Source organism: Pseudomonas sp. FA117 (assembly GCF_057370475.1).
On record NZ_CM170675.1, the window covers coordinates 2,777,781 to 2,799,486 of the forward strand.

Below are 21,706 nucleotides of genomic sequence, written 5' to 3' on the forward strand. Positions count from 1 at the left end.
CAGCGGCGAGTGGCTCAGGCAGCCTTGCGCAAGGCTGCGATCAACTGATCCTTGCGCATGGTCGAGCGCCCGCGGATGTCGTGCTTGCGCGCAAGCGCCATCAACTCGGCCTTGCTCATGCCCTCGAGTGACTGGCCGGGGCGTGGGATACCCTTGCGACTGGCCGCGGCGCGCCTGGCTGACGAGGCTCGGGCCTTCTCCTTGGACGTCTCGCTCTTCTTCTGCCCGGCACCGCCAGTGCGCTCACCACCGCCGGACTGCTTGTTGACCGTGGCCCAGGCGCGCGATTCGGCCTCGGCCTTGGACACCCCCTTGGCCTCGTAGCTGTCTTCGATATGTTCGGCCTTGCGTTTCTGCTTGTCGGTGTACTTGTCTTTGTCTCCACGGGGCATGATCGTGTCTCCTCTGCTGTGACGGAATTGCTCGATCAGTGGGTCTGCCAGATCCCGTCGTTGCGTTCGCAATCGTCGCGGGCCTGGCCCAGGCTCGGGGTGTCGTAGTAGTAGGTGATGACCCGGGCATCCTTGGGCAGGGCAGGACGGGTCGAAGGCTGGTCGCGGCCTGCGGCATCGGTATTGGCCAGCGACTCTTGGGTCAGCGGTGCGATGCAGCTGCCGACACTGCCGTCGGCGCAGCGCTCGACCTTGCGTTTCTGGTTGTTGACCATGCCTTTGCTTTCGTTGCTGCATGACCAGTTGATGGCCTCGGCCGGCATGTTGCCGTAGCTGTAGCAACTGTGGCGCACCACCGGGGTGACGCTGTCGCTGGAGCTGCGGCTGGTCACGTCGCAGGCTTCGGCCAGCACCTGCGGGCTGGCAATGCTCACCAGGCTCAGCAACAGCAGTCGTACAGGCATTGCGTGAAGGTCCATCGCACACCTCCGGATCAGGTCTTGCGGGGCGCCGGCTGGCTGCGTTGGCGCAGGGCCCTGGCGCGTTTTTCCAGTACCAGGTAGGCGATCACCGCCAACAGCAATGGAATCAGGTAGTACAAGGTGCGATAGCCGAGCAGGGCCGCAACCAGGGTGCCCTGGCCGAGTTGCCCGTGCAGCATCGCCAGAAACACCGCCTCCAGCACACCAAGGCCGGCGGGGATATGAGCGACGACGCCGGCAATGCAGCTGATCAGCAACACACCGAGGATCGACGGGTAGAACAGTTCGTGCGGCAGCAGCAGGTAGATCAGCGCCGCCATCAGCGACCAGTTGCTCGCGCCCAGTGCAACCTGGCAAAGGGCCAGGCGCAGCGAGGGCAGGGTGATTTCGTGGTCACGCACCTGCCAGGTGCGGCGCTTGGCGAAGGCACACGCCAGCAGGTAGCCGAGGGCAACCGCCACCATCGCCACGCCGATCAACTGCAGGCCTGTGGCGCCCACCGCCCAGCCTTCGGGGAGTTTCACCAGGCGCAGGGCGAACACGCTGCCGGCCAGCAGCAGATAGCCCATCCAGTTGGTCAGCAGTCCCAGGGTGAGGATCCGGGTGATGGTTGCGGTGTCCAGCCCCAGGCGGCTGTAGAGCCGATAGCGCAGGGCGACGCCACCGACCCAGGTGGTGAAGTTGAGGTTGAAGGCGTAGCAGACGAACGCCACCGGCAGCACTTGTCGGGCTGGCAAGGTGTGCCCGGTGTAGGCGCGGGCCAGCAGGTCGTAGCTGGCGAACACCAGGTAGCTGGCCAGCGCCAGCAGCATGCCGAGCACCAGGGTACCTGGCTTGTAGGCCAGCAATGACTGGCGCACCTCGTTCCAGTCCAGGTTGCGCGCGAGCAGGTAGAGCAACGTCGGCACCAGAATGATGAAGAACAGCGTCAGCACGCGCTTGCCCCAGACCTGCCAGGATTTCTCGGCCATCAGACGTTGCCCTCGTGCAGGTCGCCCTGGGGTTCTGGCTCGGGGCGCAATGACTTCAGGCGCTGGCGATGGGCCGGGAACATCCCGGCGATCCGCGGGAAGTAGCGGGTGAGGTGAAAGCCCACGAATATCAGCGGCGCACGCCACCAGTAACCGCGGATCATCCGCTCCAGGGTGACGACCTTGCACTGCTGGCCGGCCAGCTCGCTCAGGTGTGCGTAGAGCTGCTGGTTGAAGGCGCGGTCGCGGATCATCAGGTTCGCTTCGAGGTTCAGCGACAGGCTCAGCGGGTCGAGATTGCTCGAGCCGACCGTGGACCAGTGCTCATCCACCAACGCGACCTTGCCGTGCAATGGCCGCTGGCAGTACTCATGGATGCGCACGTTGTCACGCAGCAGGTAGTTGTAGAGTAGGCGCGACAACGCGCGTACCCAGCGCATGTCGGGTTGGCCCTGCAGGATCAGGGTGACCTCGACGCCACGGCGGGCGGCATTGCGCAGTTCGCGCAACAGCCGATAGCCGGGAAAGAAATAGGCATTGGCCACCAGGATGCGCTGCCTGGCCTGGCGGAACATGTGCAGGTAGTGGTCTTCGATATCGTTGCGGTGCTGGGTGTTGTCGCGCTCGACCAGCACGGCCTGGGCCGCCCCCTCCGGCGTCGTCGCTGGGCAAGCTGCGCTGGCCTCTTCAAGCACCGGTGCCAGCAGTCGGCGGCTGGAGGCATGCACTTGCGCAACCACCGGGCCGGTGACCTCCACGGCGTAGTCCTGCTTGGCCATGGGGCCGAAGTCGCCGAGGTGGTCGGCGCTGTAGTTGATGCCACCGATGAATGCCCGCTGGCCGTCGATCACCACGATCTTGCGGTGCAGGCGGCGAAACAGGTTGGTACGCATGCCGGCCAGCATGGGTTGTGGATCGAAGGCATGAAAACGCACCCCGGCTTCGGTCATCGACGCCACGAACGAGGGCGGCAGTTCGGCGGTGCCGTAGCCATCGGCAACCACCTCGACGCGCACGCCACGTCGGGCGGCGTCGATCAGCACCTGGCGCAGCTGCTGGCCGACCTTGTCGTCGAAGATGATGAAGGTTTCCAGGAGGATTTCCTCACAGGCCGCGGCCATGGCCTCGAACACGCGGGGATAGTACTGCTCGCCATTGATCAGCAACTCGACATGGTTGCCGTCGACCCAGGATGCTTTGCTCACAGGTGCACCTCCGCAGCCAGGGGGGCGTGGTCGGACAGATGCGACCACGGGTACTTGGACAACACCTGCGGCTTGCAGGGCATGGCGTTGCGCAGGTAGATACGGTCCAGCCGCAGCATCGGCAGGCGCGCCGGGAAGCTGCGGGCCGGGCTGCCGAATCGCTCGGCGAAGGCCTCGACCAGGTGGCGGGCAAGCACGTCATCGGCCTTGAGCCGCCAGTCGTTGAAATCACCGGCGACGATCACCGGGGCCTGGGCGGGCAGGCTGTCGAGCAGCTCCAGCAGCAGGGCGACCTGGCGCTGGCGATGCGCCTCGCGCAGCCCCAGGTGCACGCACACGGCATGCACCTCCTCGTGCCCGGGCACGTCGAGGCGGCAGTGCAGCAAGCCACGCTCTTCGTTGCCTTTGATCGACACGTCGAGGTTGCGGTGATCGAGGATGGGAAACTTCGACAGCAGCGCATTGCCATGGTCGCCGTGGGGATAGACGGCGTTGCGGCCATAGGCGAACTGCGGCCACATGCTGTCGGCGAGGAATTCGTACTGCGGCGTCTGCGGCCAGGCGGGATGGCGTTCGGCATGCTGCTGATGGCTGCCGTGCACTTCCTGGAGAAACACCAGGTCGGCGCCAGTGGCGCGCACCGCTTCGCGCAGCTCGGGCAGGATGAAGCGCCGGTTGAACGGGGCGAACCCCTTGTGCACGTTGAGCGTGAGCACGTTCAGGCGCTGTACCGCCGTGACCTTGTCGATGACGGTGCGCGGGGTGGGCATGCTCCTGATCACAGCTGCACCTCCGGTTCCACGCCAGGCTCGGTGACCAGCTCGCCATCCAGGCCCAGCTTGCTCAGCAGGCGGCGGGCGTCGAAGGGGGCGTGGACTTTCTGGTCATTGTCGAAGTAGCAGTACACATCGCGGCTGGTGCGCTTGTGTGGCGGCCTGGCCAGTACCACCTGGGCGTCTTCGGGCTGCTGGCCGCGGCTCCAGGCCTGGATGCGCATGCGCCAGTGACGCAAGGCCCTGGCGGTGTAGCCACTGCTATAGAGCTCGACGTCGCCGTGCAGGCGCAGGTAGACGAAATCGGCGGTGACATCTTCGACACACGGCCACTTGCCCGCGCTGTCGGCCATGACCAGGGCGACCTTGTGCTTGCGCAGCAGCTTGATGAAGGCTTCGCACAGGAAGCTTTCATGACGGATCTCGATGGCGTGACGCAAGCGGGCGTTGCCCTTGATCGCGGTGCCGCCGCTGTGCTTCAAACGTTCGGCGCAGTGCCTTGCGCATTCCCGGGCCGCCTTGCGATCGCGTGGCAGCTGTTGCAGGAATGCGCTGAAGCGCGCCTCGTCGAACTTCATGTTCGGCGGAAACTGCCAGAGAAACGGACCGAGCTTGTCACCCAGCAGCAGCGGCCCGGAGGCAAAGAAATTCGCCAGCGCCTCGTCGATATCCCTGAGGCGGCGCACATGGGTGATGTAGCGCGGCGCCTTGACCGAGAACACGAAGCCGTCCGGGGTCGCGTCGCGCCACTGCACGTAGCGTTCGGGCGTTTGCAGCGCATAGAACGAGCCGTTGATCTCGATGCTGTTGACCGCTCGCGCAGCGAACGCCAGTTCGTCGTCCTGGCGCAGGCCGCTGGGGTAGAAGTCCTTGCGCCATGGCGCATAGCGCCAGCCCGAGATGCCGATGCGGATGTCGCTCACGAGGTCTCCTTGGAATCGGTCGATACCTAGGTGCGACTGGGCGGGCAGGGCATGGGTTCCGGTGGGATGGATGAGCGGCGCGCTGGGCCTGCTGCTGACAACTGGCGGGAACTTTGCCCCTGGCGAACGATTCCACCGAATGCCGGGCTTGAGCCATTGCGGCTGGCCGGTGACCTTGCGAGGAGCGCCATGGCATGAAATTCGATCGTTTCGCCCAATGGCTGGCCAACTGGAGTGGCCGTCCGCTGACCTTCGGCGTCGCGCTGGTGCTGATCCTGGTGTGGGGTGTCAGTGGCCCGCTGTTCGACTTCAACGATACCTGGCAACTGGTGATCAACACCTCGACCACCATCATCACCTTTCTCATGGTGTTTCTGATCCAGAACACCCAGAACCGCGACAACGACGAGTTGCACATCAAGATCGACGAACTGCTGCGCACCACACGCCGGGCGCACAAGGCCTTGCTCGACCTCGAAGACATGGACCCGGCCGAGCTGCACGCGCTGCGCAAGCAGTACCAGCAGATGGGCGAGCAGGGCGACCGGGGCGCAAAGCCCGACGAGCGTCCAACCTAGGAGGCACGCATGGCCCGACACATCATCCACTTCACCGGCCCGATCAATTCCTCGACCTGCGGCAACCTGATCAGTACCTGCTCGCGCGCCGTGCAGCAGGGCGCCGACACCTTGCAGCTCAACATCGCCACCATGGGCGGCGAATGCAGCTACGGCTTCACCCTCTACAACTTCCTGCTCGGACAGCCGGTGCCGGTGCATACCCATAACCTGGGGACGGTCGAGTCGATGGGCAATATCCTGTTTCTGGCAGGCAGCCATCGCACGGCCTGCCAGTACAGCAAGTTCCTGTTTCATCCCTTCCACTGGACCTTGCACGGTTCGGTGGACCACTCGCGCATGGCCGAGTACGCCATGAGCCTGGACTACGACCTGCGGCTGTACGCCGAGATCGTCGCCGAGCGTACGCAGGGGGCAGCCGAGGACCTCGACGTGATGCGCTATCTGATGGCCTATCCGCGGATCCTGGGACCGCGTGAGGCATTGGCGGGCGGCCTGATCCATGCGATCGATGAGCTGCCGATCGGTGCCGATGTGGTGCAGTGGAGTGTGCACGCCTGAACGGCATGTCCAGGCCTGTAGAAGCGGAACACAGTACTTGTGGGAGCGCCGAACCGCCGCCCCCACAGGAATTGGGCTGGCCTCTGGATTTTGACCAAGACAGTTGCTCCCGCAGGGCGGTCAGTAAGGCACCGACCCGCTCAGCGACTCGATGGCCTCGACCAGTTCGTCATAGCCCACCGGCTTGTTCAGGTGCCGGTCGAAGCCCGACTGGCGTGACTTGTGCTGGTCGGCACTGGCGCCGTAGCCGGTCAGGGCAATGGCCGGAGTGCTGCGCAGATGAGCCAGGCCGCGCAGGGCCTTGATCAAGGCATGACCGTCCATCACCGGCATGCCAATGTCGGAAAGGATCACGTCGTATCGTCCGTGTTCGGCAGCTTCGAGCGCCTTGCGCGGGTCGCTGTAGGCGTGCACCTCGGCGCTTTCCATCTCCAGCAACTGCTGCATCACTTCCAGCACCTCGACCGAGTCGTCCACCAACAGCACGCAAGTGCCGCTCAGCCGCCCTTCGGGCTGTTGCTCGGCCACCTCGGCCAGCTTCATCAGACCGGGATCGCACAGCGGCAGGCGGACGGTGAAGGTGCAGCCCTTGCCCAGGCCATCGGAATCGGCCTTGACCGTACCGCCATGGGCCTCGACCAACTGGCGCACGAGCGACAGACCGATGCCCAGCCCTTCGCGATTGTGGCTGGCCAGTTGCGGTGCGGCCTGACTGAACAGATCGAAGATCTTTTCCAGGCTGTCGCCATCCAGGCCCACTCCCTGGTCGACCACCTGCAACTGCGCCTGCTCGCCCTCACGGCTGAGCAGCAGACGGATCTCACTGCCGGCAGGGCTGAACTTCAAGGCATTGTTCAGCAGGTTCCAGATGATCTGTTCCAGGCGTGTACCGTCGCCTTCGATGTACAGCGCCTGACCATCCGCCGGTACGCTCAGTTGCACGTTGCAGGTGTGCTGCTCACTGAGCACCACCGCGTGGATGCCCAGCAGGATCGCGGTCAGGTCCACCGGCTCGGTGCGCAGCTTGAGCTTGCCGGTGCGGATCCGCGCCACATCCAGCAGGTCGTCGATGATCCGCGCCTGGCTCGACACGGCCTCGCAGATGGTAGCCACGGCCTTGCTGGCCACGCTGGTGTTCTTCACCGTCGGCAGGCGACGCAGGATTTCGGCATTGAGCTGGATCAGGTTGAGCGGATGCTTGAGCTCGTGCGACATGACGGCGAAGAACTCGTCCTTCATGTGGCTGGAACTCTGCGATTCGGCGAGCTGCTTGCTCTGCTCGTCGTGCAGGCGCTTGTGCCCGGTCAGGTCGCGGGCGATCTTGACGTAGCCGCGCAGGCTGCTGCCCTTGAGCAGCGACACTTCACCGCTGCAATAGAAGCGGCTGCCGTCCTTGCGCACGTGCCAGCGCTCGTCCTGGCCGCGGCCGTTGACCCGGGCGCTGCGCAGCTCGCGCTCGGGTACGCCGCTGTGACGGTCTTCCTCGGTGAAGATCAGGTCATAGTGGCGACCCAGTACCTCGTCCTTGCCATAACCGAAGATCAGTGCGGCACCGGTATTCCAATCGCTGATCAGGCCTTGTTCATCGAGCAGGATGATGGCGAAGTCATGGGTGCTCTCGGCGACCAGACGCATGCGTTCTTCGCCCAGGCGCAGGCGCTCTTCGGTGGCGCGGCTCTTGCTGATGTCGATGAAGGTCAGCACCGTGCCGTCGATCTTCTGCTCGCTGGAGCGGTAGGCGAGCAGGCGGGTCAGGTACCAGTGCTGGTCCTTGCCGCTGATCTCGCGCTCGATGCTGGTGCCGCCCTGGGCCACGGCGCGGGCGTCATCGGCCAGCTCCGGGTAGTTCAGGCGGTGGGTGATGTCGAGCAGCGAACGGCCGGTGTCGACCGGCAGCATGTTGAAGATGTCGGTGGCGCGCGGGGTGAACCAGCGGATGTGCAGGTTACGGTCGACGAACACCGTGGCGATGTCGGTGGAGGCGATGAGGTTGCTCAGGTAGTCGTTGACCTTGTCGGTTTCCTCGACCTTGTTCTTGAGCTCGTAGTTGACCGTCAGCAGTTCCTCGTTGATCGACTGCAGCTCTTCCTTGCTGGTTTCCAGTTCTTCGCTGGCCGAGCGCAGCTCTTCGTTGATCGCCTGCATCTCTTCGTTGGAGGCGGTCAGTTCTTCGCTGGAAATCTCCGATTGCTCGATGGTTTCCTGCAGTTGCAGACGTGTTCGCTGCAGTTCGCGCTCGAGGTTGGTCAGTACCATGCTGTCGGTCTGGCGGATTCCGCCGGCCAGGGGAATGGACGGGTCGGGGGCGCGTTCCTCGAACACCACCAGCAGGCAATCGCTGGCACTGGGTTCGTCCTTGTGCGGATGCACGACGATTTCCACCTGCACCTTGTGCTCGCCTTCGCCCAGGTCGACTGGCCTTGAGGTCACCGCCTGGGAGCCCTGGCGGGCCTGGAACAGGGTGCTGCGCAGGGCCAGGCGCAGGCTGGGCAGTACCAGGTTGAGCAGGTTGCGGCTGGGTTCGCCACCGGCCAGTTGCAGGAAGCGGCCGACGCCGTCGCTCATGTGCAGGATATTGCCTTCGCCATCGACGATCAGGCTCGGCGGGGTGCGTCGGGCCAGGGCGCGGTGATGCACCTCGGCATAGGATGGCTTGCGCCCTGGGCGGACCTTGCTCGGGGTGTCGGGCGTGACGGCCGGCAGGTCGGCGCCGGTCAGCTGGCGACCGGAGCGGCGCAGGCCGGTGCTGACCTGGCGCGCGCGGAAGATGCGGTTGCGTTTGTCGACCGGGGCGAACAGCTCGCCGGCCAGGTCCGCCGACTCCGACGAGCCGAGGAACAGGTAGCCGCCCGGGCGCAGGGCGAAGTGGAACATCTGCAGGATGTCCTGCTGCACCTCGCGGTCAAGGTAGATCAGCAGGTTGCGGCACACCACCAGGTCGATCTGCGAGAACGGCGGGTCCGACAGCAGGTTGTGGCGGGCGAACAGCACCCGCTCCCGCACTTCCTTGCGCACCCGGTAGTGCTGGTCTTCCTTGACGAAGAACTGACGCAGCCGCCCGGGTGGCACGTCGGTGACGATCGCTTCGGAGTAATTGCCGGTGCGGGCATGGACGATGGCGCGGTCGTCCAGGTCGGTGGCGAACACCTGCACCTTGGCCGCGCGCTTTTCCACCGCCAGTTGCTCGCTGACCAGCATGGCCAGGCTGTAGGCCTCCTCGCCGGTGGAGCAGCCGGCCGACCACAGGCGGATTTCCCCCGGGCCTTCGCCGCTTTCGCCATCACTGACCAGCTCGGGCAGGACATGGCGCTCGAGTGCTTCGAAGGCCTCGCGGTCACGGAAGAAGTTGGTCACGCCGATCAGCATGTCGGCCAGCAGTTCGGCCGACTCTTCAGGGTGTTGCTCGAGGTAGCGGTAGTAGCCGGGCAGGTCGGTCTGCGCGGTGACATGCATGCGGCGCTCAATGCGGCGCAGCACGGTGGCGCGCTTGTAGTGCTGGAAGTCGTGGCCGGTATTGTTGCGCAGCAGCAGGAGGATTTCCTCGAGCAACGGCTCGGAGCGCTGCGCGTCGCCTTCGCGGGTGCCCAGCGCCGGCGGCATGTTGTGTTCGTCGACCTCGGGCAGGCGCACCTCCCTGGCCCGCTGCCAGATCTCCATCAGTTTCTGCGCCATGTCGGCGGCGGGCATGATGAAGTCCACCAGCCCGGTGGCGATCGCCGCACGCGGCATGCTGTTGTGCTGGGCGTCGTCCGGGGTCTGTACCAGGGTGACGCCGCCTTGCTCCTTGATCCGCGACAGCCCCACCGCGCCGTCGGCGCCGGTGCCGGACAACACCACGCAGAACGCGTGGTCCTTGTGCACGTCGGCCAGGTCGCGGAAGAACAGGTCGATGGCCACATGGTCGCCGCGCCGACGGTTGGCCGGGCTGACCCGCAGGTAACCGTCGTTGGTGGAGAGCCGATTGGCGGGGGATATCACATAGACATGATTGCGCTCGATCGGCACCGGCGCGGTGACCTGCTGCACCGGCATGCTGGTGACGCCCTGGATGATGCGGTCGGCCACACTCTGGTGATCGGGCGACAGGTGCAACACCACCACGAAGGCCATGCCGCAGTCGGCAGGCATCTGGCTGAAGAACGTGCAGATGGCCTCGATGCCGCCTGCCGAGGCACCGATGCCCACCACCGGGAAGTCGAGATGGCTGACGCTCAGGTTCGGATTGACCGGCGAGGCGGTTGGGTGCTTGGAGGACGACTTCATGTCACGGCCTTCTGCTGGGCGAGCAAACCGCCCTTCGACGCATCGCTGGGCACTGGAGCGCGATTATAGGCCTGACAGGAAGATGACGGCGAGCGATTGACATGCTGGATCCTGAATGAGGTGGCCTGCAAATCAGACACACCGCGCAGGAGAAAATTGCACGAGCCCTGCTATCGGAAAAACAGTCTTGTCACATCGCCAGAAATACTCGTGCGCAAGCTTGCGTGGGCGCGGCTTTTAGCGCCATCCGTCAGGTCGCTTGCAACGGGATGGAGCAGACCGTCCACCACCGGCTCCGAACTAATGCACGGGGCATTTTCATGCCCGACGCCACAAGACCTGTAAAGGAGAAACGACATGGCTCACGACCAGGACCGCCCAAGCCAGCGCGGTGGCACCAAGGAAACCAACCCCGGCAATTTCGCCAATGATCGCGAGCGCGCCTCACGCGCTGGCCAGAAAGGCGGGCAGAATTCCGGTGGCAACTTTGCCAATGACCGCGCCCGTGCCTCGGAGGTCGGCCGGCGAGGTGGCCAGAACAGCCACGGCGGTGGCCGCAACGCCTGACCGCCACGCAGTGTCGCAGCCCGGCCAGGCATTGGTCGGGCCGCATCGGGTTTCTCGACGAGGGAGAGCGAACCATGCGTGCACTGACTTATCACGGCGCCGGCGATGTGCGGGTGGACACGGTAGCCGATCCGATCCTGCGCGACGATGACGACATCATCCTGCGCGTGACTGCCACCGCCATCTGCGGATCCGACCTGCACCTGTATCGCGGCAAGATCCCCATGGTCGAAACCGGCGATATCCTCGGACATGAGTTCATGGGCGTGGTCGAAGAGGTCGGCAGCGCGGTGACAGCCGTGCAGCCGGGCGATCGCGTGGTGATTCCTTTCGTCATCGCCTGCGGCGACTGCTTCTTCTGCCAGCATGAACTGTTCGCCGCGTGCGAGACGACCAACACCGGTCGTGGCGCGATCCTCAACAAGAAGGCGATCCCGCCGGGGGCGGCGCTGTTCGGCTACAGCCATCTCTATGGTGGTGTGGCCGGCGGGCAGGCTGACTATGTTCGGGTGCCCAAGGCCAATGTCGGGCCGTTCAAGGTGCCCGGCCATCTGGCCGACGACCAGTTGCTGTTTCTCTCCGACATCCTGCCTACGGCATGGCAGGCGGTGGTCAATGCCGAGGTCGGAGAAGGGTCATCGCTGGCGATCTACGGTGCGGGGCCGGTCGGGCTGTTGTCGGCGGCCTGCGCGCAGATGCTCGGGGTCGAGCGGATCTTCATGGTCGACGAGTGCGGTTATCGGCTCGATTACGCCCGTGACGCCTATGGCGTGATTCCGGTCGATTTCTCCCATGACGACGATCCTGCCGACACGATCATCCGCCAGACTGCCGGCATGCGCGGGGTGGATGCGGTGATCGATGCCGTCGGCTTCGAAGCCAAGGGCAGCACCACCGAAACGGTGCTCACGGCCCTGAAGATCGAAGGCAGCAGCGGCAAGGCGCTGCGTCAGAGCATCGCCGCGGTGCGCCGGGGCGGGGTGGTCAGCGTACCGGGCGTGTACGCGGGTTTCATCCATGGCTTCCTGTTCGGCGATGCCTTCGACAAGGGACTGACGTTCAGAATGGGCCAGACCCACGTCCAGCGTTACCTGCCCGAGCTGCTCGAGCATATCGAGGCCGGGCGGCTGAAGCCTGAGGCCATCGTCACCCACCGCCTGGCGTTGGAAGAAGCGGTGCGGGGCTATGAAATGTTCGATGAAATGCAGGAGCGTTGCCGCAAGGTGATACTGGTACCGGGCGCTGTTCCCGATCCGGAAATCGAGGCGGTGCGCCGCAGCCTGGCGGGGCAGCGCTGAGGCTGGTTTTGAAGTTGTTCGACAATCTTTTGAATCTTCACGGAAAACCCTGATCAATCAAGAGTCGTCCATGGAGAAGAGGAGGCCCGCGATGCCAGCCCCACAGTTGTACATCATCGAATACAAGCTGCACGCACAGGTGCGCAGCTTCATCATTCGATCGGAGCGAATGGACAATGCCGAGGCATGGCATTGGGCCAGTTGCGATGCGGGGGTCGGGATCATTCCGAAGTTCGGGCGGGAGAAGATCAAGAAGGTCAGTCGGCCGATGGCCGAGCGTTACGGGATCACCGAGGTGAGTTGGCGGTTGTCGGGAGACAGAAGCGCGCCATCGCGACAAGGTCCCGACATCGGCGGCAGCAGCCTGGCGCCGCAAACGTCGGTTTAACCCCGTCCGATAACTGCAGGCGTGGGCTGGTGCCACGCCTGCAGAGCGCTGTCTACGCCCGGCGCAACGTCGGGTAATCGGTGTACCCCTCAGCCCCGTTGGCATAGTCGAACTGCGCCCGGTGCTCGTTCAGCGGTGCCTGTTGCTGCAGACGCTCGACCAGGTCAGGGTTGGCAATGTAGCTGCGCCCGAATGCCACGGCATCGATCAATCCGCGCGCGATCAGCGCCTCGGCTTTCTCCGGGGTATAGCCACCGGCGGCGACGATCACACCGGGATAGGCCGCCCGAACGGCCTGGCGGAATTCCTCACGCAGCGGCTTGCCGCCGGCCCAGTCCGGCTCCGACAGGTGCAGGTAGGCCAGCTTGCGCTTGGCCAGCTCACCGATCAGGTACAGCGCCGCGACTTCCTGGTCCTCACCATTGTCGACGCCGTTGAACGGCCCCAGCGGGAAGATGCGGATGGCGACGCGATCAGCGCTCCAGGCGGCGATGGCCGCATCCACCGCTTCCAGCACGATCCGCGCGCGGTTCTCGATGCTGCCGCCGTAGCGGTCCTCGCGCAGGTTGGCGCTGGGCGAGAGGAACTGGTGCAGCAGGTAACCGTGTGCGGCGTGCAACTCGATCAGGTCGAAGCCGGCCTGCTGGGCGTTGCGCGCGGCCTGGCCGAAGTCGGCGACGATGCCGGCGATTTCCGCTTCGCTCAGGGCGCGGGGCGCCGAGGTCTCGATCCGCACCACATTGCCATGGGCGTCACGCACCGAGGTGCGCGCATCGGCGGGCACGGCCGAAGGCGCCACCGGTGCACCCTGGTCGGGTTGCAGCGAGCTGTGGGAGATGCGGCCGGTATGCCAGACCTGCACGGCGCTGTGTCCACCGGCGGCGTGAATGCCTTCGTTGACCAGGCGCCAGGCAGCAATCTGCTGCTCGGTGTGGATTCCCGGCGAGCCCGAATAGCCCTTGGCCTGGAAGGAAATCTGCGTGGCTTCGCTGATGATCAGCCCGGCACTGGCACGCTGGCGGTAGTACTCGGCCATCAGCGGCGTGGGGATGTCGCCGGGCTCCAGGCTGCGCAGGCGCGTCAGCGGTGCCATGAACACCCGGTTGGGCAAGGTCAGCGGACCGATGTCTACAGGGCGGAACAAGTGTTCGAGTGTCATTGAAGCCTCTGGATACTGAAGAAACGATGGGCTGCACGATACCGATCCTATTGGGGAAAGGGGGGACCGGTATCCCCGCCCTTGGCTCCCCAATCCCGCGCAGCAGAGCGCTTGCAGCGTATCGGCGGCCCGCCGGATCCCTCAGAAGTCGGTGGACATAGCCACCTCGCGCCACTGCGCCAGTTCACGCTCCACCAGCGCGTGCTTGGCCTCGATCCGCGCCACGGCATCGCTGCCCAGCGGCAGGCGCTGCGGCGGCTGTTCTGCGTCGGCCAGCAGCAGGATCGCCTCGGCCAGGCGCTGGGGATCACCCGGCTGTGCATGGTTGGCCGAGGCGGCGAAAGTGCGCATCTGGCCGACGGTCGCATCGTAGTCCGGCAGCTCCAGCGCGGTCTTGACCAGCGATTGTTCGTCGAGGAAATCGGTGCGGAAGAAGCCGGGTTCGACCACCGTGACCTTGATCCCCAGTGGCGCCAGTTCCATGTGCAGCGCTTCGCTGAGGCCTTCGACGGCGAACTTGGTCGAGGCGTATACGCCCCAGCCGTAGTAGGCCTGGTAGCCTCCCAGCGACGAGAGGTTGATGACGTGCCCACTGCCTTGGGCACGCATGTTCGGCAGCACGGCACGGGTGACGTTGAGCAGGCCGAACACATTGGTGCGGTACAGGCGCTCGGTTTCCTCGGCACTGGTTTCCTCGACGGCGCCCAGTACGCCGAAGCCTGCGTTGTTGACCAGTACGTCGATGCGCCCGAAGCGCTGGATGCCTTCAGCCACTGCCTGTTGCGCATCGGCCTGGCGGGTGACATCCAGGCGCACGGCCAACAAGTTGGGGTGCTGGCCGAGACGGGCGTCGATGTCGGCAGGGTTGCGCGCGGTGGCGATGACCGCGTCGCCTGCCGCCAGCGCCTGTTGCGCAATCAAGCTGCCGAAACCGCGGGAAGCGCCAGTGATGAACCAGGTACGCATAGCATGTTCTCCAGGAAAGTGACCTGCGCGGTGCAGGGGCTTGGTCATGAACGGGCCTACTGTAGAGCTGCGGCTGTTGTGTGATAATCCCAAGAATCCTGCATGGTCCTGTGAGTGGTATTCATCAATGAAGGCGCCCAGCACTGCCGATCTGTCGCTGTTCCTGTGCATCGCGCGGCACCTGAACTTCAGCCGCGCTGCCGTCGAGCTCGGCCTCACGCCGTCGGCGCTCAGTCACGCCCTGCGCACCCTCGAGGCACGGCTGGATGTGCGCCTGTTCAACCGCACCACCCGCAGCGTGGCGCTTACCGAGGCCGGCCAGCGTCTTCATGAACGGTTGCAACCGGCGTTTCGCGACATCGCCGATGCGCTGGACGACCTCAACAGCCTGCGCGAAAAGCCTTCCGGTACGCTGCGCATCACCGCAGGGCGGGCAGCGGTGGAGATGGCGTTGATGCCTCTAGTCAGCGGTTTTCTCCAGCGCTATCCGGATATACGCCTGGAAATCAGCGACAACGACGCCCTGGTCGACATGGTGGCGGCCGGCTTCGATGCCGGGGTGCGCCTGGGCGAACGCCTGCAGCCCGACATGGTTTCGCTGCCGATCGGCCCTTATCAGCGTTCGGTGGTGGTGGGGGCGCCGGCGTTCTTCGAGCGCCATCGGCGACCGGAGCAGCCGCACGACTTGCGCAATCTGCCGTGCATCGGCCACCGCTTTCCCAGCGGAGTGCTCTATCGCTGGGAGTTCGAGCGCGACGGCATGCGCCTGGAGGTGGACGTGAAGGGGCCGCTGGTGCTGGGTGACCTCAGCCTGATGCGGCGCCCGGCACTGGAGGGGGTGGGTTTGGCGTACCTGTTCGAGGACATGGTCCGCGAGCACTTGGCCAGCGGGCGCCTGGAGCAGGTATTGTCCGATTGGTCCTACGCCTATCCAGGTCTGTACCTGTACTACCCGAGCCGCCGGCAGGTACCGGCGGCATTGCGCGCGTTCATCGATTTCGTTCGTGAGCAGGCAGGCAGCAGCCTCAGCGTGGCAGGCGGCCGCTGACGAAATGCGCGACGTCGTTGAAGCCCGGGGTCGAGGCATGCCCCGGCGTCACCAGCGAGTCGATGAAGGCTTCGTCCTCGGCGGTGATCTCGACGTCCAGCGCCCCGGCGTAGGTTTCCCACTGCGCCTCGGTGCGCGGGCCGACGATAGCCGAACTGACCACCTGGTTGTTCAGCACCCAGGCGATGGCGAATTCGACGATGCCCACCCCTTTGGCCTCGGTGTAGGCGTGGATCTTCTGGGCGATGGCCAATGATTCCTGGCGCCATTCCACCTCCATGATCCGCTTGTCCTGGCGACCGGCGCGGCTGCCGGCATCCGGTGTCGAGCCCGGTGCGTACTTGCCGCTGAGCACACCGCGGGCCAGCGGGCTGAACGGGACCACGCCCAGGCCGTGATAGGCGGCAGCGCTCAGTTGCTCGGGTTCAGCCTGGCGGTTGACGATGTTGTACAACGGCTGGCTCACCACCGGCTTGGCCACACCCAGGCGCTCGGCGAGGTTGCAGATTTCGGCGATGCGCCAGCCGCGGAAGTTGGAGACGCCCCAGTAGCGGATCTTGCCCTGTTGCAGCAGGTCGCCGATGGCGCGCACGGTTTCTTCCAGCGGCACCTTGTGGTCTTCGCGATGCAGGTAGTAGATGTCCAGGTAATCGGTGTCCATCCGCGTCAGGGTGGCTTCAAGGGCGTTGAACAGGTGCTTGCGCGACAGCCCGCTGCGGTTGGGCAGGCCGTCGGCCGGGCCATAGCCGGCCTTGGAGGCGACGATCCAGTCGTGACGGTGGCGCGCCACCGCTTCGCCGACGATCTCCTCGGAGCGGCCTGCGTTGTAGACGTCGGCGGTGTCGATGAAGTTGATACCCTGGTCCCAGGCGCGGTCGATGATGCGCAACGAGGCCTCGGTATCGGTCTGTTCGCCGAACATCATGCTGCCCAGGGTCAGGGCGGAGACTTGCAGGCCGGAGCGGCCGAGAGGGCGGTAGCGCATGGGTGGGGTCCTTGCATCGAAAAAAGGCGTCTGCCTCTTTTTACACAGATCCCACGGCCTTTGAAAGGCCGCTGCAGGCGGCTCGGTGAAGTGTGGGGGATGAAAGTCGAGCGCGATTTTCTGGCTGACTGCAAACCTTGTGCTACTACTTGATATCGACACGCGCGATTGCAGATGGACGGTCGCAGAGGCAGGGAGTTTCGCCAGCGCTGATGTCTTGCCAGCCCCCGCTCCAACCGTCTTCCTGCTGCACGTGAATGAATCCGAGCTGTTTCATCACCACAAGGAAGGCTACACATGACCGAAGTCACCCTGATTGAAACCGTGAGCGCCGACTCCCTGACCAAACTGTTGCAGGATGCTGGCTGCCGGGTCAATCGCAGCGAGCAGAATGCCGTGGTGCAGCTGCTCAGCGCCAGCCAGGGCGTGGGTTACGCAGTGCGGTTCGGCAACCGTGCCGCCGACAAGGAAGGCGAGTTCCTCGATTTCACCTTCAGCTGCGCGCTGCGCATCCAGGGTGAGTTGCCGGCCGGCCTGGCCGAAACCTGGAATGCCTCGCGCCGCTTCGCCCGGCTGTCGGTCCAGGGTGAATTCCTGGTGATGGAGAAGGACGTGGTGGTCGCCGATGGCGTCAGCGACAAGCACCTGCTGGGCAGCCTGGTGCTGTGGGACCGCCTGCTGCAGGAGTTCATCGTCTACCTGCGTGACTACAGCCGCAATGTGGCCGGGCAGACGCCCGCGCAGGTCGGTGCCGAGGCCTCGGCTTCGTGACCTCACGCACCTTCTGGGCCGGCGCTGGCGCGCTGGCCGTCATTGCCGTGGCGGTCGCCCTGATCGTGCGTTCGGGCGACGAGCCGGTCGCAGCGGCGCACGCCACCGCAGTCAAGGGGCCGGTGTTGGCCAGCCTGGGTGATCAGAAGGTCGGCAGCGACGAACTGAAAACCTTGCTGGCGCAATTGCCGGAGCAGACGCGCCAGCACCTGAGCGGCGACCGCCCGGCGCTGGAGGCGTGGATTCGTGCTCGCCTGGCGGAAAAGGCACTGTACCGCCAGGCCGAGGCCAAGGGCTGGCCGCAACGTCCGGAAGTCGAGGCGCAGACCCGCGCGGTGAGCGAGCAGATCGTCCTGCGCGATTACCTCGCGTCGGTCAGCCGGGTGCCTGACGACTACCCAAGCCAGGCTGAACTTGAGCAAGCCTACCAGGCCAACAAGGACGAGCTGCGCCTGCCGGCACGCTACCGCCTGAGCCAGATCTTCCTGCGGATTGAAAACCCCAGGGATGACGAGGCCGTGCTCAAGCAGGCGCAGACACTGGCCCGGCAGGCGCGCGATGGTGACTTCGCCGCTCTCGCCCGCGAGCACTCGCAGGACACCGGCACTGCTGCCAAGGGTGGCGACACTGGGCTGCAGGCGCTCGAGCAGCTGCTGCCCGAGGTGCGCGAGGTGGTGACCCGGCTCAAGGTCGACGGCGTCAGCGAGCCGGTGCGCAGTGCCGCTGGTTTGCACATCATCAAGCTGGTCGAGCAGCAACCGCCGCGCGCGGCGACGCTTGAGGAGGTGACACCGCAGTTGACCCAGTTGCTGCGTACGCAGCGCCAGGAGCAGTTGGTCAGGACTTACGTCGAAGGCATGTTCGACACCGCCACGCTGAGCATCGATGGGGCGGCGTTGAACCAGGTAGTGGAGGGAAGCCTCCAGGGGCTGTCTGCAGTATCTCGGTAGTCCGGTTTGCGGCCGCTGCGCGCCCGGTCGCGGGACAAGTCGCAGCGGCTAACCGCCGCTCCCAAAGGGTGGAAGCAACTCAGCCTGCCTTGCGCAAGGTCAGGTTGATCCGCCGCTCGCCCATCCGCTCATGCCGGCCTGGCTTGATCGGCAGCACGCCGTGAAAGCGCAGGCGGTCCTCGCCGCCCCACACCAGTATATCGCCATGACTGAGCGCAACTTTTTGCGTGCGCTCGCTGCGCTGCATCCCGCCGAGCAGAAAGACCGCCGGCAACCCCAGGGAGATCGACACGATAGGCTGGCTGAGGTCCTGCTCGTCGCGGTCCTGGTGCAGGCTCAGGCGGGTGCCGGGTTGATAGTGGTTGATCAGGCAGGCGTCCGCTACGAACCCGTCGAAACCGGCCACGGCAGCGGCGCGCGTGGCCAGGCCCAGCAGCACCTCGGGCAGGGCGGGCCATGGTTTGTCGGTCAGTGGGTCGGTGCCGGTGTAGCGGTAGCCGCGTGCGTCGCTGACCCAGCCCAGGCTGCCGCAGTTGCTCAGCCCCACGGCCATGCGCAGCCCGCCCGGCGTCTGCATGTGCCTGAACGGCGCGGCACGCAGGACCGGGCGCAAGGCGTCGAGCAGAGTCTCGACACTGGGCAGGGCGAAGCCCGGCAGCAGCACGGTATGGCTGGCCAGGTGTTGCGGCTGGGGGCCGAAGAGGTCGAGGTCGGACTGGATCATGGCATGCGCTTTGGCAGGTGAGCGCACAGTGTATCGCTGTAGCAGGCGATGCCCCAGGCCGATGGTCGGCGGGCATCGCCACAGTGCCCCCACAGGTGCGGCATTGCGCCCGGCACCTGTGGGGCGCTGTTCAGATCACCACGCCCTGGCTGCGCAGGTAGTCGTCGTAGGTGCCGCTGAAGTCGACCACGCCATCGGCCGACAGCTCGATGATGCGCGTGGCCAGCGACGAGACGAACTCACGGTCGTGGCTGACGAACAGCAAGGTGCCCGGGTAGTTTTCCAGCGCCAGGTTCAGCGCCTCGATCGATTCCATGTCCAGGTGGTTGGTCGGTTCGTCCATCACCAGCACGTTGGGCTTTTGCAGGGTCAGCTTGCCGAACAGCATGCGGCCCTGTTCACCCCCGGAAATCACTTTCACCGACTTGAGGATCTCGTCGTTGGAGAACAGCATGCGCCCCAGGGTGCCGCGGATCACCTGCTCGCCGCTGGTCCACTGGCCCATCCAGTCGAACAGGGTGACGTCGTCTTCGAAGTCATGGGCGTGGTCCTGGGCGTAGTAGCCCACTTCGGCGCTGTCGGTCCACTTGACCGAGCCTGCGTCAGGTTGCATTTCGCCGACCAGGGTACGCAGCAGGGTGGTCTTGCCGATGCCGTTGGGGCCGATGATCGCCACGCGCTCGCCGGCTTCGACGGTGATGTCGAAGTTCTTGAACAGGACCTTGTCGTCGAAGGCCTTGGCCATCTTCTCGACCACCACCGCCTGGCGGTGCAGTTTCTTGGTCTGCTCGAAGCGGATGAACGGGCTGACCCGGCTCGACGGCTTGACCTCGGCCAGCTGGATCTTGTCGATCTGCTTGGCCCGCGAAGTCGCCTGCTTGGCCTTGGAGGCGTTGGCCGAGAAGCGGCTGACGAAGGTCTGCAGCTCGGCGATCTGCGCTTTCTTCTTGGCGTTGTCCGAGAGCAACTGTTCGCGCGCCTGGGTGGCGGCGGTCATGTACTCGTCGTAGTTGCCCGGGAACAGGCGCAGCTCGCCGTAGTCCAGGTCGGCCATGTGGGTGCAGACACTGTTGAGGAAGTGCCGGTCGTGGGAAATGATCACCATGGTGCTGTTGCGTGCGGTAAGCACGTTTTCCAGCCAGCGGATGGTGTTGATGTCCAGGTGGTTGGTCGGTTCGTCGAGCAGCAGCACGTCCGGATCGGAGAACAGCGCCTGGGCCAGCAACACCCGCAGCTTCCAGCCAGGGGCCACTTCGCTCATCGGGCCGAAGTGCTGCTCCAGCGGAATGCCCAGGCCCAGCAGCAGCTCGCCGGCGCGCGATTCGGCGGTGTAGCCGTCCATTTCGGCGAACTCGGTTTCCAGCTCCGCCACGGCCATGCCGTCTTCTTCGGTCATTTCCGGCAGCGAATAGATGCGGTCGCGCTCGGCCTTGACCTTCCACAGTTGGCCGTGGCCCATGATCACCGTGTCGATGACGCTGAACTGCTCGTAGGCGAACTGGTCCTGACGCAGCTTGCCCAGGCGGGTGTTGGGTTCGAGCATCACCTGGCCGGCGGACGGCTCGAGGTCGCCGCCGAGGATCTTCATGAAGGTCGACTTGCCGCAGCCGTTGGCGCCGATCAGGCCGTAGCGGTTGCCGTTGTTGAATTTGACCGAGACGTTCTCGAAGAGCGGCTTGGAGCCGAACTGCATCGTGATATTGGCTGTAGAAATCAAGTGCGTGTCCTGCGGGAGTTCCAGAGGTGTATGTAGGGCCTGTCGTCACGCCCGGGGCGGTTTCGCCCGGGTTGATGCCAGGCAGCAGCGCTTCCAGCCCCCTCGAGACAAAGGGCGCGGATCCGCTGCGCATGGGGCAGAGTGCACGTCCAGACGCTGCCGCCGAGTGGGGAATTCCCGCCCTCGGGCACAGGCTTGCAAAGGTGTGTCGGGTGGCGGACTGGCGGCGCTCGTGGCTGTTCAGCGCTGCAGGCGCCGAGATGAAGGCGGCGATTGTAGCATCTGGCTCGCCGAACCACAGCCACCTTTGCTGCCGGCGAGGACAAAAGGCCCGCAAAAAGCCTGAGGCCCCGGCCAGTATCTTCTTCAGAGCGCGCGCATGAACATCAGCACGCAGCAGGCGAGCAACAAGGTGCAGGTCGCCAGGCGCCAGGCCACCGACTGATCGCGTCCCTCCTGGCTGGCGAGTGAGGCCGCAGGCAAGGGCGGGAGGACGTCCAGAAGCGGCTTTCTGTGCAGGATACTGAGGGTGAGCGAATGGGCTGTCAGCGGGTTGGCCTTGGCCAGGTCCCAATAGAGCGTGCAGTCGTCCGTGGCGCGAGCGCAACTCAGGCCGGTTTCCCAGGGCGCTGCGCTGAAGGTCAGGCATATCTCGTGGGCTGCTGGATCCAAGTGGATCAGGTGCTCGAAAGCGGCACTCTCCAGTGTGGCATCGAGCGAGAACACATCGACACCCTGTCGATCGCCCGCCTGATAACCGAGGCTTGCCAGGGGGCGGCTGCAGGTGCCCAGCGAAAAGCCGACCTCGCCCCGATCCAGCATGGCACCGGATGAAACCTGCACCCTGTCTGCTGCGTCGAGCGACGCATCGAACAATACTCTGCGTTCGCTGTAGCCGACGCCTCGGTCATAGACGACACGTCGGTTGCTCAGCTCCAGGGTCAGGCTTTGCATCATCACGTCCTCGTCGCTGCCGACGCCTTGC

General features: G+C 65.0%; 21 protein-coding genes. 8 read left to right on the forward strand and 13 right to left on the reverse strand.

Going from position 1 to position 21,706, the window contains the following annotated elements; all coding sequences use genetic code 11:
- Positions 1–14: 14 nt before the first annotated feature.
- Genes AC1TXO_RS12705 through AC1TXO_RS12730 form a run of 6 tightly spaced genes read right to left on the reverse strand, consistent with a single transcriptional unit; the run spans position 15 to position 4,746 of the window.
- Positions 15–392, reverse strand: coding sequence for a Rho termination factor N-terminal domain-containing protein (locus tag AC1TXO_RS12705; RefSeq protein ID WP_486406652.1), 378 nt, complete (start codon positions 390–392; stop codon positions 15–17).
- Positions 393–427: 35 nt separating this feature from the next.
- A complete protein-coding gene (locus AC1TXO_RS12710; RefSeq protein WP_486406836.1) occupies positions 428–856 on the reverse strand; it encodes a hypothetical protein in 429 nt (142 codons plus the stop codon).
- A 29-nt stretch (positions 857–885) separates the two neighbouring features.
- Entirely contained in the window at positions 886–1,845 is a 960-nt protein-coding gene (locus AC1TXO_RS12715) for a lysylphosphatidylglycerol synthase domain-containing protein (RefSeq protein WP_486406653.1), read from the reverse strand.
- Positions 1,845–3,050 (reverse strand): cardiolipin synthase ClsB, encoded by a 1,206-nt coding sequence (gene clsB, locus AC1TXO_RS12720; protein ID WP_486406654.1) that lies wholly within the window; start codon positions 3,048–3,050, stop codon positions 1,845–1,847. Before clsB ends, AC1TXO_RS12715 begins: the two co-directional genes overlap by 1 nt.
- Positions 3,047–3,820, reverse strand: coding sequence for an endonuclease/exonuclease/phosphatase family protein (locus tag AC1TXO_RS12725; RefSeq protein WP_486406655.1), 774 nt, complete (start codon positions 3,818–3,820; stop codon positions 3,047–3,049). Before AC1TXO_RS12725 ends, clsB begins: the two co-directional genes overlap by 4 nt.
- An 8-nt stretch (positions 3,821–3,828) precedes the next feature.
- Positions 3,829–4,746 carry a DUF72 domain-containing protein gene (locus tag AC1TXO_RS12730; RefSeq protein ID WP_486406656.1) on the reverse strand — a complete coding sequence of 306 codons (918 nt, stop codon included), beginning with the start codon at positions 4,744–4,746 and terminating at the stop codon, positions 3,829–3,831.
- Positions 4,747–4,940: 194 nt separating this feature from the next.
- Here AC1TXO_RS12730 and AC1TXO_RS12735 point away from each other — a divergent pair, with 194 nt between their 5' ends.
- Positions 4,941–5,324: a low affinity iron permease family protein gene (locus AC1TXO_RS12735; RefSeq protein WP_486406657.1), complete on the forward strand. Its 384-nt coding sequence runs from the start codon at positions 4,941–4,943 to the stop codon at positions 5,322–5,324.
- A gap of 9 nt (positions 5,325–5,333) precedes the next feature.
- On the forward strand, positions 5,334–5,885 hold the full coding sequence (locus AC1TXO_RS12740) for an ATP-dependent Clp protease proteolytic subunit (RefSeq protein WP_486406658.1): 552 nt from the start codon (positions 5,334–5,336) through the stop codon (positions 5,883–5,885).
- Between the two features lie 120 nt (positions 5,886–6,005).
- Here AC1TXO_RS12740 and AC1TXO_RS12745 read toward each other — a convergent pair whose 3' ends face one another.
- The gene (locus tag AC1TXO_RS12745) at positions 6,006–10,148 is read right to left on the reverse strand and encodes a CheR family methyltransferase (protein ID WP_486406659.1); all 4,143 of its coding nucleotides are present in this window, start codon (positions 10,146–10,148) and stop codon (positions 6,006–6,008) included.
- 357 nt (positions 10,149–10,505) lie between these two features.
- On the opposite strand from AC1TXO_RS12745, the gene AC1TXO_RS12750 reads away from it, so the two are divergent.
- The 3 genes from AC1TXO_RS12750 (at position 10,506) to AC1TXO_RS12760 (ending at position 12,401) form a co-directional block, all read left to right on the forward strand.
- Positions 10,506–10,715, forward strand: a complete 210-nt coding sequence (locus AC1TXO_RS12750; protein ID WP_486406660.1) for a con-10 family general stress protein — start codon at positions 10,506–10,508, stop codon at positions 10,713–10,715.
- Positions 10,716–10,789: 74 nt separating this feature from the next.
- Complete coding sequence (locus AC1TXO_RS12755; RefSeq protein WP_486406661.1) at positions 10,790–12,013, forward strand: zinc-dependent alcohol dehydrogenase; 1,224 nt, start codon at positions 10,790–10,792, stop codon at positions 12,011–12,013.
- A 91-nt stretch (positions 12,014–12,104) separates the two neighbouring features.
- Positions 12,105–12,401 carry a DUF6555 family protein gene (locus AC1TXO_RS12760; RefSeq protein ID WP_486406662.1) on the forward strand — a complete coding sequence of 99 codons (297 nt, stop codon included), beginning with the start codon at positions 12,105–12,107 and terminating at the stop codon, positions 12,399–12,401.
- 52 nt (positions 12,402–12,453) lie between these two features.
- Here the strand turns inward: AC1TXO_RS12760 and nemA are convergent, their stop codons facing one another.
- Positions 12,454–13,560 carry an N-ethylmaleimide reductase gene (gene nemA, locus AC1TXO_RS12765; protein WP_486406663.1) on the reverse strand — a complete coding sequence of 369 codons (1,107 nt, stop codon included), beginning with the start codon at positions 13,558–13,560 and terminating at the stop codon, positions 12,454–12,456.
- Positions 13,561–13,701: 141 nt separating this feature from the next.
- The gene (locus AC1TXO_RS12770; protein ID WP_486406664.1) at positions 13,702–14,526 is read right to left on the reverse strand and encodes an oxidoreductase; all 825 of its coding nucleotides are present in this window, start codon (positions 14,524–14,526) and stop codon (positions 13,702–13,704) included.
- Between the two features lie 127 nt (positions 14,527–14,653).
- Between AC1TXO_RS12770 and AC1TXO_RS12775 the strand changes: the two genes are divergently transcribed.
- A complete protein-coding gene (locus tag AC1TXO_RS12775; RefSeq protein WP_486406665.1) occupies positions 14,654–15,574 on the forward strand; it encodes a LysR family transcriptional regulator in 921 nt (306 codons plus the stop codon).
- Here AC1TXO_RS12775 and AC1TXO_RS12780 read toward each other — a convergent pair.
- A complete protein-coding gene (locus AC1TXO_RS12780; protein ID WP_486406666.1) occupies positions 15,552–16,559 on the reverse strand; it encodes an aldo/keto reductase in 1,008 nt (335 codons plus the stop codon). The genes AC1TXO_RS12775 and AC1TXO_RS12780 overlap by 23 nt on opposite strands.
- A 297-nt stretch (positions 16,560–16,856) precedes the next feature.
- Here AC1TXO_RS12780 and AC1TXO_RS12785 point away from each other — a divergent pair, with 297 nt between their 5' ends.
- Both AC1TXO_RS12785 and AC1TXO_RS12790 read left to right on the forward strand, forming a co-directional pair.
- Complete coding sequence (locus AC1TXO_RS12785) at positions 16,857–17,330, forward strand: YbjN domain-containing protein (protein WP_486406667.1); 474 nt, start codon at positions 16,857–16,859, stop codon at positions 17,328–17,330.
- The gene (locus AC1TXO_RS12790; protein ID WP_486406668.1) at positions 17,327–18,280 is read left to right on the forward strand and encodes a peptidylprolyl isomerase; all 954 of its coding nucleotides are present in this window, start codon (positions 17,327–17,329) and stop codon (positions 18,278–18,280) included. Before AC1TXO_RS12785 ends, AC1TXO_RS12790 begins: the two co-directional genes overlap by 4 nt.
- A 79-nt stretch (positions 18,281–18,359) precedes the next feature.
- On the opposite strand, the gene alkB is transcribed toward AC1TXO_RS12790, so the two are convergent.
- The 3 genes from alkB to AC1TXO_RS12805 form a co-directional block, all read right to left on the reverse strand.
- Positions 18,360–19,004, reverse strand: coding sequence for a DNA oxidative demethylase AlkB (gene alkB / locus AC1TXO_RS12795; protein ID WP_486406669.1), 645 nt, complete (start codon positions 19,002–19,004; stop codon positions 18,360–18,362).
- Positions 19,005–19,134: 130 nt separating this feature from the next.
- A complete protein-coding gene (locus AC1TXO_RS12800; RefSeq protein ID WP_402762090.1) occupies positions 19,135–20,721 on the reverse strand; it encodes an ABC-F family ATPase in 1,587 nt (528 codons plus the stop codon).
- A gap of 366 nt (positions 20,722–21,087) precedes the next feature.
- Positions 21,088–21,675 (reverse strand): hypothetical protein, encoded by a 588-nt coding sequence (locus tag AC1TXO_RS12805; RefSeq protein WP_486406670.1) that lies wholly within the window; start codon positions 21,673–21,675, stop codon positions 21,088–21,090.
- Between the last annotated feature and the right edge of the window lie 31 nt (positions 21,676–21,706).